15 protein-coding genes are annotated in these 16,017 nt (G+C 70.3%); 7 read left to right on the top strand and 8 right to left on the bottom strand.

Features of this window, described 5'->3' with window-relative positions:
- The first annotated feature begins 2 nt into the window (after positions 1–2).
- Both ACIRC0_RS11290 and ACIRC0_RS11285 read left to right on the top strand, forming a co-directional pair.
- Positions 3–416 carry an anti-sigma regulatory factor gene (locus tag ACIRC0_RS11290; RefSeq protein WP_103839295.1) on the top strand — a complete coding sequence of 138 codons (414 nt, stop codon included), beginning with the start codon at positions 3–5 and terminating at the stop codon, positions 414–416.
- The gene (locus ACIRC0_RS11285) at positions 413–1,513 is read left to right on the top strand and encodes an RNA polymerase sigma factor SigF (RefSeq protein ID WP_403614274.1); all 1,101 of its coding nucleotides are present in this window, start codon (positions 413–415) and stop codon (positions 1,511–1,513) included. Before ACIRC0_RS11290 ends, ACIRC0_RS11285 begins: the two co-directional genes overlap by 4 nt.
- Positions 1,514–1,845: 332 nt before the next feature.
- Here the strand turns inward: ACIRC0_RS11285 and ACIRC0_RS11280 are convergent, their stop codons facing one another.
- Positions 1,846–2,298: a hypothetical protein gene (locus ACIRC0_RS11280; RefSeq protein ID WP_403614271.1), complete on the bottom strand. Its 453-nt coding sequence runs from the start codon at positions 2,296–2,298 to the stop codon at positions 1,846–1,848.
- A gap of 137 nt (positions 2,299–2,435) precedes the next feature.
- Here ACIRC0_RS11280 and ACIRC0_RS11275 point away from each other — a divergent pair, with 137 nt between their 5' ends.
- Positions 2,436–3,404: a diacylglycerol/lipid kinase family protein gene (locus ACIRC0_RS11275; RefSeq protein WP_403614268.1), complete on the top strand. Its 969-nt coding sequence runs from the start codon at positions 2,436–2,438 to the stop codon at positions 3,402–3,404.
- A 321-nt stretch (positions 3,405–3,725) separates the two neighbouring features.
- Positions 3,726–3,983 carry a WhiB family transcriptional regulator gene (locus ACIRC0_RS11270; RefSeq protein WP_003992873.1) on the top strand — a complete coding sequence of 86 codons (258 nt, stop codon included), beginning with the start codon at positions 3,726–3,728 and terminating at the stop codon, positions 3,981–3,983.
- Between the two features lie 213 nt (positions 3,984–4,196).
- Here the strand turns inward: ACIRC0_RS11270 and ACIRC0_RS11265 are convergent, their stop codons facing one another.
- Together ACIRC0_RS11265 and ACIRC0_RS11260 are read right to left on the bottom strand one after the other, a co-directional pair.
- Positions 4,197–5,663, bottom strand: coding sequence for a sensor histidine kinase (locus tag ACIRC0_RS11265; protein WP_403614732.1), 1,467 nt, complete (start codon positions 5,661–5,663; stop codon positions 4,197–4,199).
- Between the two features lie 425 nt (positions 5,664–6,088).
- Positions 6,089–6,871, bottom strand: a complete 783-nt coding sequence (locus ACIRC0_RS11260; protein WP_403614266.1) for a TetR/AcrR family transcriptional regulator — start codon at positions 6,869–6,871, stop codon at positions 6,089–6,091.
- A 94-nt stretch (positions 6,872–6,965) separates the two neighbouring features.
- On the opposite strand from ACIRC0_RS11260, the gene ACIRC0_RS11255 reads away from it, so the two are divergent.
- Positions 6,966–7,718 (top strand): SDR family oxidoreductase, encoded by a 753-nt coding sequence (locus ACIRC0_RS11255; protein WP_403614263.1) that lies wholly within the window; start codon positions 6,966–6,968, stop codon positions 7,716–7,718.
- 37 nt (positions 7,719–7,755) lie between these two features.
- On the opposite strand, the gene ACIRC0_RS11250 is transcribed toward ACIRC0_RS11255, so the two are convergent.
- Positions 7,756–8,826, bottom strand: a complete 1,071-nt coding sequence (locus ACIRC0_RS11250; protein ID WP_403614261.1) for an SIS domain-containing protein — start codon at positions 8,824–8,826, stop codon at positions 7,756–7,758.
- 352 nt (positions 8,827–9,178) lie between these two features.
- Between ACIRC0_RS11250 and nagB the strand changes: the two genes are divergently transcribed.
- Entirely contained in the window at positions 9,179–9,964 is a 786-nt protein-coding gene (gene nagB, locus ACIRC0_RS11245; RefSeq protein ID WP_403614259.1) for a glucosamine-6-phosphate deaminase, read from the top strand.
- Positions 9,965–10,044: 80 nt separating this feature from the next.
- Here the strand turns inward: nagB and ACIRC0_RS11240 are convergent, their stop codons facing one another.
- The 4 genes from ACIRC0_RS11240 to ACIRC0_RS11225 all read right to left on the bottom strand — a co-directional run bounded on the left by ACIRC0_RS11240 (position 10,045) and on the right by ACIRC0_RS11225 (position 14,798).
- Entirely contained in the window at positions 10,045–11,538 is a 1,494-nt protein-coding gene (locus ACIRC0_RS11240; RefSeq protein WP_403614256.1) for a glycoside hydrolase family 3 protein, read from the bottom strand.
- A gap of 9 nt (positions 11,539–11,547) precedes the next feature.
- On the bottom strand, positions 11,548–12,417 hold the full coding sequence (locus ACIRC0_RS11235; protein WP_403614729.1) for a carbohydrate ABC transporter permease: 870 nt from the start codon (positions 12,415–12,417) through the stop codon (positions 11,548–11,550).
- Between the two features lie 14 nt (positions 12,418–12,431).
- Positions 12,432–13,424 carry a carbohydrate ABC transporter permease gene (locus tag ACIRC0_RS11230; protein ID WP_403614254.1) on the bottom strand — a complete coding sequence of 331 codons (993 nt, stop codon included), beginning with the start codon at positions 13,422–13,424 and terminating at the stop codon, positions 12,432–12,434.
- Between the two features lie 90 nt (positions 13,425–13,514).
- Positions 13,515–14,798 (bottom strand): extracellular solute-binding protein, encoded by a 1,284-nt coding sequence (locus ACIRC0_RS11225; RefSeq protein WP_403614251.1) that lies wholly within the window; start codon positions 14,796–14,798, stop codon positions 13,515–13,517.
- A 423-nt stretch (positions 14,799–15,221) separates the two neighbouring features.
- Here ACIRC0_RS11225 and ACIRC0_RS11220 point away from each other — a divergent pair, with 423 nt between their 5' ends.
- The gene (locus ACIRC0_RS11220) at positions 15,222–15,986 is read left to right on the top strand and encodes a GntR family transcriptional regulator (protein ID WP_403614248.1); all 765 of its coding nucleotides are present in this window, start codon (positions 15,222–15,224) and stop codon (positions 15,984–15,986) included.
- Positions 15,987–16,017 lie beyond the last annotated feature (31 nt).

The following is a 16,017-nucleotide window of genomic DNA, read 5'->3' as shown; positions in this document are numbered from 1 at the left end:
GGGTGTCCCAGATCGCAGGCGAGCCCGCGACCCAGGACTTCGTGGAAGTCCGGCTGCCGGCTGCGGGTGCCTACCTGTCGGTGCTGCGCACGGCCACGGCCGGTCTCGCGGCCCGTTTGGACTTCACCCTCGACGAGATCGAGGACCTGCGCATCGCGGTCGACGAGGCCTGCGCGATCCTGCTGCAGCAGGCCGTGCCCGGCTCGGTGCTCAGCTGTGTCTTCCGGCTCATCGACGACTCGCTGGAGGTCACGGTCGCGGCCCCGACCACGGACGGCCATGCCCCCTCGCGGGACACTTTCGCCTGGACAGTCCTGTCGGCCCTGGCCGGCAAGGTCTCCTCCGCGGTCTCCGACGACAAGACCGTGTCCATCAGCCTCTACAAACAGCGCGGCGCGGGACCCGGGCCGGCGTGACGAACGGGGACGGGCCGGTGCGGGACGAAGAGCGCGGCACACGGAAGTTCTCCGCCGGGAGCGCGGGCGGCCCGGGCGGGGCGCCGCGCATGGCGGAAGGCGTGGACGGCATCCCCGAGCAGGCCCGTCCGCACCCGGAGGGCCAGGCGTCGGCGGTCATGGCACCCGTGCAGACGGGTACGGCCGGAGCGGACGAGGCGCTCTCCGTCCGGGGCGGCGCACGACGGGATGCAGGCGGAGCCACGGGCACGTCCTCCGGAGGGCGGCGGACGACGGGCGGGACGATGAGCGAGCACGAGCGAAACGCTGAGCAGGGTGTGCCGGTCGGCGCACAGCACGACCCACAGGACCGCAGCGGCGCGCGGGCGATGTTCGTCGAACTGCGCAAGCTGAAGGAAGGCAGCCCGGAGTACGCCGAGCTGCGCAACCGGCTGGTCCGTATGCACCTGCCGCTCGTCGAGCACCTCGCACGCCGCTTCCGCAACCGCGGTGAGCCGCTGGACGACCTGACCCAAGTCGCCACCATCGGGCTGATCAAGTCGGTCGACCGCTTCGACCCGGAGCGGGGCGTCGAGTTCTCGACCTACGCGACCCCGACGGTCGTCGGCGAGATCAAGCGGCACTTCCGCGACAAGGGCTGGGCGGTGCGGGTGCCGCGGCGCCTGCAGGAGCTGCGGCTGGCCCTGACGACGGCCACGGCCGAGCTGTCCCAGCAGCACGGCCGCTCTCCGACGGTCCACGAGCTGGCCGAGAAGCTGGCCATCTCGGAGGAGGAGGTCCTGGAGGGCCTGGAGTCCGCCAACGCGTACTCGACGCTGTCCCTGGACGTCCCCGACACGGACGACGAGTCCCCGGCGGTCGCTGACACGCTCGGCGCGGAGGACGAGGCGCTGGAGGGCGTCGAGTACCGCGAATCGCTGAAGCCGCTGCTGGAGGATCTTCCGCCGCGGGAGAAGCGGATCCTGCTGCTGCGCTTCTTCGGCAACATGACGCAGTCGCAGATCGCGCAGGAGGTCGGCATCTCGCAGATGCACGTCTCGCGTCTGCTGGCGCGGACGCTGGCGCAGCTGCGGGACAAGCTGCTGGTGGAGGAGTAGGACGGCGACACGCGGGGCTGCCGGTCAGCGGCGCCCCGCGACTACCGAGCGTTGCCCCGCCCCCGCGTCGGCCCGGGGCGCGGAAGGTCGGCGGCGGCCGCGAGGTCGCCGGGGTCGGTGGGGTCGCTGCTGTAGTCGGGCAGGGAAATCATCGGGCGCGGTCCCGTGCTCGGCGTCGCGACGCCCAGCCGGCACGGCCGGACGTTGCTACTCTCCGGCTGCTCCGCGGGGCCGGACGCCGACCACCTCTTCGACACCGACCACCGCTTCGACTCCTCCGCGGAGCCGGACACCGACCACCGCTTCGGCTCCTCCGCGGAGCCGGACGCCGGCTACCGCTTGGGCTCCTCCGCGCGGCCGGGTCCGCGGATTCCGAGGGCCTGGGTCGTGGCGGGGTTCACCAGGAGCACCAGGGCCGTCACCGCGACGATCGCGAGCACGATGCCGACCGGGATCGCGACGCTGTCGGCGCGGAGCAGGTTGTACGCCACCGGCAGCGCCATGATCTGGGTGATGACGGCGGGCCCCCGGCTCCAGCCGCGCCGCAGCAGCAGACCACGCGCGGCCAGCAGGGGAAGCAGCGCGAGCACGATCAGGGTGATGCCGAGGGTGACGGCCTGCTGACGATCGTCCGGCGAGCCCGTGAGGCCGAGGACGAGCGTCCAGACGCCGCCCGCGACCAGGGCCAGCCCCTCCAGGCCGGCCAACGCCGCCGCGGCGGTCAGCCGCGCGGGGCGGGGCCCGGCTTCGCGGGCCTCAGGGGTGGGGTTCTGCTCAGCGCTCACCCCTGAAGGGTAGCCCTCGCCCCGGGCACCGCCGCCGAGGCCTTCGGCCCCTCCCGTGCCCAGACCACTCCCGGCCCTCTTACCGGATCCCTACCCGGGCTAGGGGCGAGTACCGCCCAGTAGGTACGCTGCACACCATGCGTGCACTTCTCGTGGTCAATCCGGCGGCAACCACCACAAGCGCACGTACCCGTGACGTCCTCATCCACGCGCTGGCGAGCGAGATGAAGCTCGAGGCGGTGACCACCGAGTACCGGGGGCACGCCCGGGACCTCGGTCGGCAGGCCGCGGAGAGCGAGGACATAGACCTGGTCGTGGCGCTCGGCGGGGACGGCACGGTCAACGAGGTCGTCAACGGCCTGCTGCACCACGGCCCCGACCCCGACCGCCTCCCCCTGCTCGCCGTGGTGCCCGGCGGCTCGACCAATGTCTTCGCCCGGGCCCTGGGCCTGCCCAACGACGTCGTGGAGGCCACCGGCGCCATCCTCGACGGCCTGCGCGAGCGCCGTGAGCGTGTGGTCGGCCTCGGTCTGGCCGCGGGCACCCCGGGCACCGAGGACGAGGCGGTGCCCTCCCGCTGGTTCACCTTCAACGCAGGCTTCGGCTTCGACGCGGGAGTGGTCGGACGGGTGGAGCAGCAGCGGGAACAGGGCAAGCGGTCCACGCATGCGCTTTACCTGCGCCAGATGGTCCGTCAGTTCCTGGACGAACCCCATCGCAGGCACGGCACGATCACCCTGGAGCGGGCGGGTGAGGAGCCGGTCACCGATCTGGTCATGTCCATAATCTGCAACACCGCGCCCTGGACGTTTCTCGGCAATCGTCCGGTGTACGCCTCACCTAAGGCCTCGTTCGATACCGGCCTCGACGTGCTGGCCCTCAGCCGCCTCTCGACAGCCTCGGTTGCCCGGTATGCGACCCAGTTGCTCACTTCGTCCCCCGAGCGGGGACCCCAGGGCAGGCATGTGGTCTCGCTGCACGACCTGACGGGCTTCACCTTGCATTCCAAGGCGCCCCTGCCCCTGCAGATGGACGGCGACCACCTGGGGGTGCGTACGAGCGTGACGTTCACAGGCGTACGCCGTGCACTGCGTGTGATTGTGTGAGCAGAAGGGGCTAAAGTCCTTTCACTCGAACGTTTAGGCCAGGATCCACCCCTTGGAAGTACGGCTGTGACCTAGTCGACACCAAGGAATCAAAAAAAACTTTCCGGAAGGGGTTGTATCCGCCGCTGAGGTTTGCGAGTCTCTACGTGGCGCTCGGGACAGCCCGCAACACCGGCTCCCATCGAGAGTGCCCGAACCCCTCCTCAATCCACAGGACCACGTCAGTGAGTCTGACGATCGGCCCTTCACTTGTTGAGGGATTCGTGAAAGCGTTCACATTCACAAGCAATCTGCACGTAATACCACGGAGAGGTAGCAGCCATGGACTGGCGTCACAACGCCGTTTGCCGCGAGGAAGACCCCGAGCTCTTCTTCCCCATCGGCAACACTGGTCCTGCGCTGCTGCAGATCGAGGAAGCCAAGGCCGTCTGCCGTCGCTGCCCGGTTATCGAGCAGTGCCTGCAGTGGGCGCTCGAGTCCGGCCAGGACTCCGGCGTCTGGGGTGGTCTCAGCGAGGACGAGCGCCGCGCCATGAAGCGCCGCGCCGCCCGCAACCGGGCCCGTCAGGCCTCCGCCTGACACACCCGCCCCGACGAGCCTGAGCTTGGCGGCGCGTACAGCGAGTACGCTTCTCCCGCCCCCGAGCCGCAGCGCGCAGTCGCTAGCAGCAGCTGGCACCAACGAGCTTTAGCCCCGGACCACTTGGTGGTCCGGGGCTCATTGCTGTGGGGACGACACCCTGAGGGGCCGGGAGGACGGCGGTGTCCGTACTCGCTCGGCGACCGCCCGGGCTCACTTCTGCGCACGGACCGGGATGTCCAGGATCACCCGAGTGCCGCGCCCCGGAGCCGGGACCATGTCGAAGGTCCCGCCCAACTCGCCCTCCACCAGAGTCCGTACGATCTGCAGCCCGAGGTTGCCCCCGGTCTGCGGGTCGAAGCCCTCGGGCAGGCCGACCCCGTCGTCCTGGACGGTGACCAGGAGGCGCGCCTCCTTCGGCGTACCGCCGCGGACGGCCGAGACCTCGACCGTGCCGGTGTCGCCCTGACGGAAGCCGTGCTCCAGCGCGTTCTGCAGGACCTCGGTGAGCACCATGGACAGCGGGGTGGCGACCTCCGCGTCGAGGATGCCGAAGCGGCCGCTGCGCCGGCCGGTGACCATGCCGGGCGAGATCTCCGCGACCATGGCGAGCACCCGGTCGGCGATCTCGTCGAACTCCACGCGCTCGTCCAGGTTCTGGGACAGCGTCTCATGGACGATGGCGATCGAGCCGACCCGTCGCACGGCCTCCTCGAGGGCCTCCCTGCCGCGATCGGACTCGATGCGGCGGGCCTGCAGGCGGAGCAGGGCGGCGACCGTCTGGAGGTTGTTCTTCACCCGGTGGTGGATCTCCCGGATGGTCGCGTCCTTGGTGATCAACTCTCGCTCGCGGCGCCGCAGTTCGGTGACGTCCCGCAGCAGGACCAGCGAGCCGATGCGCGTGCCCTTGGGCTTGAGGGGGATCGCGCGGAACTGGATCACCCCGTCCTTGGCCTCGATCTCGAACTCGCGTGGCGCCCATCCGCTGGCCAGCTTGACCAGTGCCTCGTCCACCGGTCCCTTGGTCGGGGCGAGCTCCGCGGTGGTCTTGCCGAGGTGGTGGCCGACGAGGTCGGCGGCGAGGCCGAGCCGGTGGTACGCCGACAGCGCGTTCGGTGACGCGTACTGGACGATGCCGTCCGCATCGAGCCTGATCAGGCCGTCGCCGACGCGCGGTGAGGCGTCCATGTCGACCTGCTGGTCGGGGAACGGGAAGGCACCGGCCGCGATCATCTGGGCGAGGTCGGAGGCGCTCTGGAGGTAGGTGAGCTCCAGGCGGCTAGGGGTGCGCACGGTCAGCAGGTTGGTGTTGCGCGCGATGACGCCGAGGACGCGCCCCCCGCAGCGTACGGGGATGGACTCGACCCGGACCGGGACCTCCTCGCGCCACTCCGGATCGCCCTCACGCACGATCCGGCCCTCGTCCAGGGCCGCGTCCAGCATGGGGCGGCGGCCGCGGGGGACGAGGTGCCCGACCATGTCGTCCTGGTAGGACGTGGGGCCGGTGTTGGGGCGCATCTGGGCCACCGACACATACCGGGTGCCGTCGAGGGTGGGCACCCACAGGACCAGGTCGGCGAAGGAGAGGTCGGACAGCAGCTGCCACTCCGACACCAGCAGATGCAGCCACTCCAGGTCGGAGTCGCTGAGGGCGGTGTGCTGGCGGACCAGTTCGTTCATGGAGGGCACGTCTGCGAGGGTACCTGGGCGTTCGGACATCGATCGAAATCGGCCGGTGCAGGTACCCCGCGGTACGACCCTGCCGGGGAGGCGGTGCAGGTGCTGTGCTCGTACGGCCCCGAAAGCACCCGCGGGCCGCGGCGCCTGGGAGGGACCCTCAACCCTCCCGGCACCGCAGCCCGGAGCTTCAACGGCCGCGGGGTGTGCGGTCCCGGTCGGCCGAAGGTCGAGGAGCCGGAGCAGTCAGGGCAGAGAGCGCCGGTTCCTCGGTCCGTCTTCCTGTGCGGGGAAGACGGGGCTTGTGGCTTTACTTACTTTACCCAGCGTTGTCGGCCTGGTGGACTAGACCACGCGGACGACACCATGGTGCCCGGGTCCTGGTGCGTGTGTCCATGCGTTTGAGGATGTTTGTTGTTGTCTCTTTATCAGACATCCACGCCTCTTCGCATCCGTCCTGGCCATCCCGACGGCCCACTTGGAGCGTAGTCCCCGTCGGTTCGTGCGTGGGGCCAGACGGCGAGGGCGACCTCGGCGAGCGCTTCGAGTTCCTCCCGGCTGGCCCCGTCGCGCGCCTGCTGGGACATGCCCTGGATGATCGCTCCGGTGTACCGGGCGAGGGCGCGGGCATCGGTACCGGCGGGCAGCTCACCGGCGGCGACTCCGGCCCGGATACGGCTCTCGAAGGCGTCGATGTTGGCGTTGCGCCGCGCCCGCAGGGACTCCTCGATCTCCGGCGTCGTGCAGTTGGCGGCGGCATGGATGACGAGGCAGCCGTGCGGGTGTCCGGGGGCGGTGTAGATCTCGGCGGCCTCGCGCAGCACCCGCTCGACAGCGGCACGAGCGGTGGGCTCCTCGGCGAGGGCACGGTCACCGAAGGATCCGTACCGCTCGTCGTAGACGCCGACGACCTCCTCGAAGAGGGACCGCTTGTCACCGAACGCCGCGTACAGGCTCGGCGCACCGATACCCATGACCCGGGTGAGGTCGGAGACCGAGGTGGCCTCGTAACCGTGCTCCCAGAACGCGAGGAGGGCCTTTTCGAGCGCGGTCGCACGGTCGAAGGAACGGGGGCGTCCGCGTGGGCGGGAGGACCCGGAACCGCCGCGCGCCGGCGTCGACTTGGTCGCCGGCTCGCCCTCGGCCGCGGCGCGCGTCAGCCCCCCGGGTAGCGGCTCGGTCTGCCGGTCGCTGTCCTGGCTCTCCACCATGGGGTGGATTTTATAGCGGGTGCTAGAGAAATGACCCCGCCCTGCAGTACGGTCTTTTCTGTATCGATCGCTAGGGAATGGGAGGGACGTCGGCATGGGCGTGCTCACGGGGAGGACCGCGCTCGTCACCGGGGCGAGCAGGGGCATCGGCCGGGGAATCGCCGAGCGGCTGGCGCGTGACGGTGCGCGGGTGGCCGTGCACTACGGCCGGAACGAGGCGGCGGCGAAGGAGACGGTGGCGGGGATCGAGGCGGCCGGCGGTTCCGCGTTCGCGATCGGCGTCGAGCTGGGGCTGCCGGGCGACGCCCAGGCCCTGTGGGAGGCGTTCGACCGCCATGCGGACGGCGTGGACATCCTGGTCAACAACGCGGGGATCGGCGGTGCACCCCCGCTGTCGGAGATCGAGGAGGAGGAGTACGACAAGGTCTTCGCGGTGAATGTGAGGGCGCCGTTCTTCATCGTGCGCCGCGGCCTGGACCGGTTGCGGGACGGCGGTCGCGTCATCAACATCTCCTCCGGCCTGTCCAGGACCGCGGCGATGCCGCAGCAGGTCGCCTACGCGATGACGAAGGGCGCCCTGGACGTCTTCACCCGCGACCTGTCCAAGGTGCTGGGCCGTCGCGGCATCACCGTGAACTCGGTGGCGCCCGGGATCATCGACACCGACAACACCGCCGGGTTGCTGCACGGCACGCAGGACGGCGCGGCCTGGGCCGCCTCCATATCGGCACTGGGCCGCGTGGGCACCCCTGCGGACGTCGCCGACGTGGTGGCCTTCCTGGCCTCCGACGCCGGCCGCTGGGTCACGGGCAGTTGGGTGGACGCGACGGGAGGTTCGCTGACCTAGGGCCTCCCCGCGGACTTCCGGCACATCCAGCCGCTTCTCAGTGCGTCTCCGTCACCTTCGCCAGGGCCCGCGGGGCGTCCGGGTCCTGGCCGCGGGCGATGGTGACCTCGTACGCGAGGAGCTGGAGCGGGATGATCTCCAGGATCGGCTGGACCTCCTCGGCCACGCCCTCGGTCGGCAGGACGAACCCCGCCGATGCCTGCTCGACCTGGCCCGGCGGTCCGATGACGACGAGGTCGGCGCCGCGGCCACGCAGCCGGTCGAGTACGGGCTGGAGCGCGGCGCCGCCCTTGCCGTCCGTCACGACGGCGATGACCGGCGAGACGTTGTCGACCATGGCGAGCGGGCCGTGCAGGAGATCGGCGCCGGAGTAGGAGAGCGCGGGGATGTAGCTGGTCTCCATCAGCTTCAAAGCGGCTTCCTTGGCGGTGGGGTAGCCGTAGCCGCGCGAGGTGATGACCATGCGCTCGGCGAAGCGGTAGCGGGCGGCCAGGGTGCGGACCTCGTCCTGGCGGGCGAGGAGTTGCTCGGCGAGGTCGGGCAGTGCCTTCGCGGGGGCGCCGTCGCCGCCGCGCAGTCCTTCGACGAAGAGATAGAGGGCGAGAAGGGAGGCGGTGTAGGTCTTGGTCGCGGGGAGGGCCTTCTCCTCACCGGCCATGACGTCGATGTGGTATTCGGAGACGGCGGCCAGCGGTGAGTCGGGGTTGTTGGTCACGGCGAGCGTGAGGGCGCCGGCCTCGCGGGCGGCCCGCGTCGAGGCGACCAGGTCCGGGGAGCCGCCGGACTGGCTGACGGTGATGACGAGGACGTCGGTCAGGTCGGGGCGGGCGCCGTAGGCGGTGGTCGTGGACATCGAGGTGAGACCGCAGGGCAGGCCGAGGCGGATCTCCAGGAGGTACTTGGCGTAGAGCGCGGCGTTGTCCGAGGTGCCGCGGGCCGTCAGCAGCACGAACCGGGGCTTGCGGGCGGCGACCTCGCGGGCCACCTCCCGGATGCGCGGCGCCCCCTCGTCGAGGATGCGGCGCAGCACGGCGGGCTGTTCGGCCATCTCCCGGGCCATGGTCCGTCCCGGGAGGTCTCGCTCAAGGTCCGGTGTCGTCGGCGTCATGGGGGTTCCTCCCGGGGTGGGCAGTGCCTCTCGCTCTGGCCTGACGGCTCCTATTCCACCCCCTCGGACCCGGCGATGCCTCGGCGGGGAGGCAGTGGCGGATCCGCGCCGGGCGATACCGGGCAGAGCGGGGCAGATCTGTAAGCCTGGCGGCCCGAATCCGCCAGGTAAGCGGCCTTGGGCAGGCCCCGCGTTCGAGTCGCCGCCGGCTCCCGCCGGACGGCCGCGTCACCTCCCGACCGACACCCCTGTCCGCAGCCCCTCCGACGGCCCCGCTCTGTTAGATTGGTCTAAACCACATGGTCCCTTTCCCCGGTTCCCAGTCCCCTCTCCTCAGATCGGCAGGCCCAGCGTGGAAGTTGTCATCGTTCCGGACGCCCAGGCGGGTGGCGAGCTCATCGCCGAGGCCATGGCACAGCTGCTCCGACGCAAGCCCGACGCCCTGCTCGGTGTGGCCACCGGGTCGACACCGTTGCCCGTGTACGAGGCCCTGGCGGCCAGGGCGCGTTCCGGTGCCGTGGACGTTTCGCGGGCGCGTGTCGCCCAGCTCGACGAGTACGTAGGACTGCCCGCGGACCACCCGGAGTCGTACCGCTCCGTCCTCCGGCGGGAGGTGCTGGAGCCGCTCGGGATAGGCATGGACGCCTTCCTGGGGCCCGACGGCACTGCGCAGGACGTGCAGGCCGCGTGCGAGGCGTACGACAGGGCGCTCACCGAGGCCGGTGGCGTGGATCTGCAGCTGCTCGGGATCGGGACCGACGGGCACATCGGGTTCAACGAGCCGTGCTCCTCGCTCGCCTCCCGGACCCGTATCAAGACGCTCACCGAGCAGACCCGCATCGACAACGCCCGCTTCTTCGACGGCGACATCGATCAGGTACCGCACCACGTGATCACCCAGGGCATAGGCACCATCCTCGAGGCGCGGCACCTGGTGCTGCTGGCGACCGGCGAGGGCAAGGCGGACGCGGTCGCCGCGACCGTCGAGGGCCCGGTCGCCGCCGTCTGCCCGGCCTCCGCGCTCCAACTCCACCCGCACGCGACCGTCGTAGTGGACGAGGCCGCCGCGTCCAAGCTGAAGCTCGCCGACTACTTCCGCCACACCTACGCCAACAAGCCCGACTGGCAGGGCATCTAGCACCCTCACAAGGAAGACGCCTCACAAGGAGGACGCCGGGTCCGGACGGCACCCGGACCCGGCGTCCTCCCCGCCACGGCTCAACGGCCCGCGATGGCCTCCGCCGCCGCCCGACCGCACACCCGTGCCGCCCCGTGGGTGGCGATGTGCAGGGCGCCGCGAGGAGCGGCCTGGGGCACGCCCATCTCGACCACGATCGTGTCGGGACGCTGCGCGAGGAGCGTGTCCAGGGCGGAGGCCATCCAGGGGTGGCGGTGCTCGTCGCGGACCACCGCCACGATCCGCCGGGGCCCGGCGGCCGCCAGCGCCGCACGGCCCGCCGCCTCCCCGGCGAAGCTGCCCGTCTCCGTGCCGGGAATCAGGCGGAGCAGGTCGGCGGCCACGCCCCACGGGGTCTCGTCGCCCACCGCGATGTTGGCGACGGGGGTGAGGGCGGCGACGTAGGGCGGCTCGGTGAGCGGGGTGAAGCCCTCTTCGCCGGTGACCGTCAGCGCGCGGCGGGCCGCGAGCAGTCCGATGTCGGCGACGGGCGGCCGGTGCGGGCCGGCGCCGTCCGCTGCCGCCGAGGCCGTCCACCGCGCCAGTGCCCGTACGCGTTCCGCGGCCTCGGCGAGCCGTTCCTCGGCCAGCTCGCCGGAGCGGACGGCCGCCACCAGGGCGTCCCGCAGGCGTCGTACCGTCTCGTCGTCCGCGAGGCCGCCGCCCACGCAGATCGCGTCGGCACCGGCCGCGAGGGCGAGGACGCTGCCGCGCTCGATGCCGTACGTCCCGGCGATCGCCTGCATCTCCATGCCGTCGGTGACGATCAGGCCGTCGTAGGCGAGTTCGTCGCGCAGCAGGTCGGTCAGGACGCGCCGGGACAACGTTGCCGGACGGTCCGGGTCCAGGGCCGGGACCAGGATGTGCGCGCTCATCACCGCCCGCGTGCCGGCGGTGATCGCCGCGCGGAACGGGGCGAGGTCGCGGTCCTGGAGCACCGCTGGTTCCGCGTCGATGCGCGGGAGGGCGAGGTGGGAGTCGACCTCGGTGTCGCCGTGGCCCGGGAAGTGCTTGGTGCAGGCGGCGACACCGGCGGACTGCAGGCCGGTGACGTAGGCGGCGGTGTGGCGGGCCGCCAGCTCGGGGTCGGCGCCGAAGGACCGGACGCCGATCACCGGGTTGGCGGGGTTGGAGTTCACATCGGCCGACGGCGCCCAGTTGAAGTTGACCCCGCACTCGGCGAGGCTGCGGCCGAGTGCGTACGCCACCTCGCGGGTCAGGTCGGCGTCGTCGACCGCGCCCAGCGCGTGGTTGCCCGGGAAGGAGGAGCCGGTCCGCACCTCCAGGCGGGTGACGTCTCCTCCCTCCTCGTCGATCGCGACGAGCACGTCGTCGCGTTCGGCGCGCAACTGGGCGGTGAGGGCGGCGAGTTGCCCGGGTGAGGTGATGTTGCGGCCGAACAGGCCCACGGACGCCAGGCCCTCGCCGAGGCGCCGCAGCAGCCAGTCGGGGGCGGTGGTGCCGATGAAGCCGGGTTGGAGGACCGTCAGCGCGTCGCGCGTCAGAGTGTCCGTGCCGCTGGCGAATGTCGTCATCAGGGGGCGTTATCCCTTCACGGCGCCCGCGGTGAGGCCCGCGGCCATCTTGCGCTGGACGAGGAGGAAGAGCACGACGATCGGCACCGCCATCATCGTGGCGCCGGCCATCATCGGGGCGTACTCGGTGCCGTGCTTGGTGGTGAAGTTGCCGAGCCAGACGGTCGCGGTCTGGTGCTGCTGGCTCATCAGCATCAGGGCGTACAGGTACTCGTTCCAGGCCTGGATGAAGCCGTAGACCGAGGTGGCGACCAGACCGGGGGCCAGCAGCGGGAAGACCACGCGCAGGAAGGCGCCGGTGCGCGAGCAGCCGTCCACCATCGCCGCCTCCTCCAGTTCGCGCGGGATGTTGACGATGAAGCCGCGCAGCGTCCACACCGTGAACGGGAGGATGAAGGTCAGGTAGGTGATGATCAGGCCGGACAGCTTGTCGTACTGGTCCAGGTCGTTGAGCAGCAGGAAGACTGGGATGATCATGGCGACCAGCGGGACCATCTGGACGGCCAGGATGCCCACGATCACGATCTTCCGGCCGCGGAAGGCGAACCGGGAGATGGCGAGCGCGGCCAGCGTGCCGACGACGATGCCGATCGCGACCACCGACAGCGACACGATCAGACTGCGTCCGACCGGTCCCCAGAAGTCGGCGATGTCCAGCGCCCGGCGGAAGTTGGCCAGTGTGATGCCCGTGGGCAGCAGGCTCGGGTCCGGGTCGATGGCGTCCTTCGCCGGTTTGAACGCCGTGTCGATCATCCAGTAGACGGGGAAGCCCACGGTGAGGAAGACGAGCAGGCCGAGGAGGTTCCAGCCGAGCCGGGACCTGGTCCGGCGGCGGGCCATGGCGCGCCCGGTGAGCGTCACCGCACTCGTGGCGTTCATGCCGCTCATGCCGCTCATTCGACTTCTCCGATCTTCAGCATCTGGCGCATGTAGAGGGCGACGACGCCGAGCAGCAACAGCACGGTGATCAGCGCGATCGCGGAGCCCTGCCCGTAGTCGTTGACCACGAACGCCCGGTCGTACGAGTACGTGGTGAGCAGCTGGAACTCGGCCTCGGGGTGGCCGCCGCGCATCACGAAGACCTGCGGGAAGACGCCCATGTCCCAGATGACGGAGAGGGTCGTCAGCATCACGATGATCGGCTTCAGCACGGGAAGGGTGACATGGCGGAACACGCCCCAGGAGCCGGCGCCGTCGAGCCGGGCCGCCTCCTCCAGCTCCTTCGGCACCTGGGTGAGGCCCGCGCCGAGCGTGATGACGACGAACGGGACGGCCCCCCAGACCACGAGCAGCATGATCACGGCCAAGCCCTGCGGTCCGCTCGCGAACCAGTTGTGGCCGATCAGATGCACGCCGGGCAGCTTGCTCAGCAGGGCGTTGAGGATGCCGTAGTCCGAGTCGAACAGCCACTTGAAGACGGTGGTGGCCACGATGACCGGCATGCCCCAACTGGCCACCAGCGCGATGTTGATCAGCGTCTTCATCCAGCCGGAGACCCGCTGGAGCAGCAGTGCGATCAGCATGCCGAGGACCATGGTGAAGATCACCGAGCCGGCCGCGAAGACGACCGTGCGCACGACGACCGCCCAGAACTCGCCGTCCTGGAGCACGTTGGTGAAGTTGGCGAACCCGGCGGACTGTGCCGGCTGGAACCCCCACAGCTGGGACTGGCCGAACTTCTGGAAGGACAGGGTCACCAGGCGGACCAGCGGATAGCCCATCACCAGGGCGAGGACCAGCAGACAGGGGGCGAGCAGCGCCCAGGGGACGGCGGCCCCGCCCGGTGCCCGCCCTCTGCGTGGCCTCGCGGCGGCGACGCCCGGTGGTGGAGGCGCCGGCCGCGGCGGCGGCACCTTGGCAGGGGTGGTCGTGTCTGCGGCACTCATCGCGCGCTCCTCAGCGGTCCCTGTAGGTCGTACGAGACGCAGGGCCCCTCCCCGAACACCCCCCGGGGTCCACGGGGCCCTGCCGTCGGCTCACTTCGTGTTGATGACCTTGTCGATCGCGGCGTCCGCGTCCTTCGCGGCGGCCTCGACCGACTTCTTGCCGGTGCCGATGTCCTGCAGCATCGTCTGCAGGACCTGCGCCTTCTCGACCTGGCCCCAGCCGGGTGCCATGGGGACGAACCAGTTGGACTCGGCCGCGGTGGCCGGGACCGCCGTCGCCGGGTCGTTCTTCAGGGTCGCGAGGTCGGTCTTGTTGTTGGGCAGGTTGCCCTTGGCGATGAGGCCCTTCTGGCCCTGCGATCCGGTGAACGCGTTGATCCACTCGGCGCCCAGCGCCTGCGCCTTGGACTTCACCGGGATCGCCAGGTCGGAACCGCCCAGGAAGACGGGCATGTTCTTGCCGGACGGACCGGGCATCACGAAGTTCTCGAGGCTGGTCTTCAGCTTGCCCCCGGTCTTGTCGGCCTTCGGGTCGGCCGCGGCCGCGCCCTCCCAGGCGGCGCCGAAGATCATGGCGGACTTGCCCTGGCCGTAGACGATGTACCGGTCGGACTCGTCCTTGGTCTTGTCACCGTGCATGTACTTGTCGATGACCGTCTTGAACTCGCTGAGGCCCTTGAGGGACTCCGGCGAGGAGAGGTTGGCCTTCCACTGGCCGCCGTCCTGCTTGGCGATGGAGCCGCCGGCGTCGTAGACGAAGGACATGGCGGCGTACCAGTCGCGCGTGGGCTGGTACCAGGCGCTGAACCCGCTGCCCTCCTTCTTCTGGATCTTGTCCAGGTCGGCGGTGAGCTCCTGGTACGTCTTCGGCGGCGTCTTGGCGCCGACCGAAGCGGCGATGTCCTTGCGCCAGTTGGCGACGCGGCCGCCGGCGTAGTAGGGGACACCGTAGGTCTTGCCGTCGTACGTCACGGAGGCCTTGAGGCCGTCCAGCCACTGGGCGGAGTTGTCGAACTTGGCCACGTCCACGGGGGCGAAGGCGCCCTTGACCATGTAGCCGAGCATCTCGGTGTTGCCCATCTCGACCACGTCGGGCGCCTTGTCGGTGGCGAGGACGGCGTCGAGCTTCGTGTTCTTGTCCGGCCAGCCGTAGTACTCGTGGTTGATCTTCAGGCCCGGGTGCTTCTTCAGCACCGCGTCGTCGGCGGCCTTCACCAGCGCCGGCCAGTTGTTCTGTGCGTCGACCGTCAACCAGACGGTGAGCTCCTTGGCGTCCGCCCCCGTGCTCGACCCGCCGGACTTCCCGCCCCCGCACGCCGCGATGGAGATCATCATGCCCGCGATACCGATCGCGACTGTCAGTTTGCGCTTCACGCCATCCTCCTCAGGGATGCCACAAACCCCCCTTGTCCCCGCGGCGTGACGACGCGCACCGCCCGTGGGGCCGGGACCTGGACCAATGGTGTAGACCAGTAGGGGGGAGCTTGGCTCAGACCAATAGGCGCGTCAAGGGTGTTCGAGCCGCTCAGGACGTTCGTTATGCGACCTACATATGAAAGGACCTTTAAGTAGGAACCCAGCGAAAACGGGCATCCGGATTCTCGCGGCCGCGACTGGACCACTTCCACGATGTGGACTAGACCAGCGAGGGTGCCGACGGTATACAGAGGGGATCCCCGTCCGTGGAACGGGGATCACGGAGCGTGGGGCTCTGCTCCCCATGAAGCCGTGCCACGATGTGAGCCGTGACCGACGGCCTGTCGGTCGCTTCGGCATCCGGAGCCGGGAAGGCAGAGCATGAGCACCGACGTCAGCAGTGCGGAGAGCGAGGGCGGGACGACCGTCCGCACCGCGCGCGTGCCCAAGTACTACCGTCTGAAGAAGCATCTGCTCGACATGACGGAGACGTTGGCGCCGGGCACGCCGGTGCCGCCCGAGCGCACTCTGGCCGCGGAGTTCGACACCTCCCGCACCACGGTGCGCCAGGCGCTGCAGGAGCTGGTCGTCGAGGGACGGCTCGAACGCATCCAGGGCAAGGGCACGTTCGTCGCCAAGCCGAAGGTGTCCCAGGCGCTGCAACTGACCTCGTACACGGAGGACATGCGCGCGCAGGGCCTGGAGCCGACCTCGCAGCTGCTGGACATCGGCTACATCACGGCCGACGACACGCTCGCCGGGCTGCTCGACATCTCGCCCGGCGGCCGGGTGCTGCGCATCGAGCGGCTGCGGCTGGCGAGCGGCGAGCCGATGGCGATCGAGACGACCCACCTGTCCGCCAAGCGCTTCCCGGCGCTGCGCCGCTCGCTGGTGAAGTACACCTCCCTCTACACGGCGCTCGCGGAGGTCTACGACGTCCATCTCGCGGAGGCCGAGGAGACCATCGAGACCTCGCTGGCCACTCCGCGCGAGGCGGGCCTGCTCGGCACGGACGTGGGCCTGCCGATGCTGATGCTCTCCCGCCACTCGCTGGACCGCGAGGGCAAGCCGGTGGAGTGGGTGCGGTCCGTCTACCGAGGGGACCGCTACAAGTTCGTGGCCCGGCTGAAGCGGCCCTCGGAGTAAACCAGCAGCGCTTTTCCGACCTGGTCACGAC

Origin of the sequence: Streptomyces sp. NPDC093984, from assembly GCF_044764595.1 — a bacterium.
Classification (GTDB): domain Bacteria; phylum Actinomycetota; class Actinomycetes; order Streptomycetales; family Streptomycetaceae; genus Streptomyces; species Streptomyces cynarae.
The sequence above is the reverse complement of the archived record's forward strand: the minus strand, read 5'-3'. Positions and strand labels throughout refer to the sequence as shown.

What these genes read in the sequence shown, in the direction of transcription:
- ACIRC0_RS11235 (WP_403614729.1), bottom strand. Translation starts at nt 12,417, where the DNA reads ATGAACGCCACGAGTGCGGTGACGCTCACCGGGCGCGCCATGGCCCGC.
- ACIRC0_RS11275 (WP_403614268.1), top strand. Translation starts at nt 2,436, where the DNA reads ATGCGTGCACTTCTCGTGGTCAATCCGGCGGCAACCACCACAAGCGCA.
- ACIRC0_RS11240 (WP_403614256.1), bottom strand. Translation starts at nt 11,538, where the DNA reads ATGACGACATTCGCCAGCGGCACGGACACTCTGACGCGCGACGCGCTG.
- ACIRC0_RS11265 (WP_403614732.1), bottom strand. Translation starts at nt 5,663, where the DNA reads ATGAACGAACTGGTCCGCCAGCACACCGCCCTCAGCGACTCCGACCTG.
- ACIRC0_RS11230 (WP_403614254.1), bottom strand. Translation starts at nt 13,424, where the DNA reads ATGAGTGCCGCAGACACGACCACCCCTGCCAAGGTGCCGCCGCCGCGG.
- ACIRC0_RS11255 (WP_403614263.1), top strand. Translation starts at nt 6,966, where the DNA reads ATGGGCGTGCTCACGGGGAGGACCGCGCTCGTCACCGGGGCGAGCAGG.
- ACIRC0_RS11220 (WP_403614248.1), top strand. Translation starts at nt 15,222, where the DNA reads ATGAGCACCGACGTCAGCAGTGCGGAGAGCGAGGGCGGGACGACCGTC.
- ACIRC0_RS11250 (WP_403614261.1), bottom strand. Translation starts at nt 8,826, where the DNA reads ATGACGCCGACGACACCGGACCTTGAGCGAGACCTCCCGGGACGGACC.
- ACIRC0_RS11260 (WP_403614266.1), bottom strand. Translation starts at nt 6,871, where the DNA reads ATGGTGGAGAGCCAGGACAGCGACCGGCAGACCGAGCCGCTACCCGGG.
- ACIRC0_RS11270 (WP_003992873.1), top strand. Translation starts at nt 3,726, where the DNA reads ATGGACTGGCGTCACAACGCCGTTTGCCGCGAGGAAGACCCCGAGCTC.